This window comes from Streptococcus pseudopneumoniae (assembly GCF_001068775.1).
GTDB classification, from domain to species: domain Bacteria; phylum Bacillota; class Bacilli; order Lactobacillales; family Streptococcaceae; genus Streptococcus; species Streptococcus pseudopneumoniae_N.
Genome location: NZ_JWAJ01000135.1, coordinates 1 through 705 on the forward strand (window position 1 = coordinate 1; position 705 = coordinate 705).

Annotated in this window: 1 protein-coding gene; it reads right to left on the reverse strand. The window is 41.0% G+C overall.

Annotated features, from left to right (window positions below; all coding sequences use genetic code 11):
* Positions 1 to 705 (reverse strand): Rib/alpha-like domain-containing protein (locus ADF68_RS07965; protein WP_049549348.1); only part of this gene is annotated, 705 nt, incomplete at both ends.

The following is a 705-nucleotide window of genomic DNA, read 5'->3' on the forward strand; positions in this document are numbered from 1 at the left end:
TCATCCTTAGAACCATCTGGGTATGTTACAACGACTGTTGGTGTTTTTTCACCTGGTGTTGTTGTATCCACTGGATCCTTGAAGGCTACTGTTGTACCCTTAGGAAGATTATCAAAGTTACCAATTGAGTCTTTGGCATTTGGTTTGTCTCCTGGTTTAACAGTTTGATCCTTAGCTTTTGGAGTGTTCTTGTCTGCATCTGTAGCTGGTGCACTTGGATCTTTTACAGTTACTTTAACTGGAACCTCATCCTTAGAACCATCTGGGTATGTTACAACGACTGTTGGTGCTTTGTCACCTGGTGTTGTTGTATCTACTGGATCCTTGAAGGCTACTGTTGTACCCTTAGGAAGATCCTTGAGGTTGTCAATTGAATCTTCTGCTTTTGGTTTTTCACCTGGTTTAACAGTTTGGTCCTTAGCTTTTGGAGTGTTCTTGTCTGCGTCTGTATCCTTAGTTGATGGATCTTCTGGTTTAGATTCTGGTTTAGACTTAGGATCTTTTGGATCTGTTCCTTTTTCAGCTTCTTCTTTATCAGTCAAGCCATCGCCGTCTGAGTCCTTAGTTGATGGATCTTCTGGTGTACTTGGATCTACTACTTTAACAGTTACTGGAACTTCTTCTGTAGATTTATCTGGGTAAGTTACAACTACTGTTGCGTCTTTTTCGCCTTCTTTAGTAGTATCTACTGGTGTCTTATAGGCG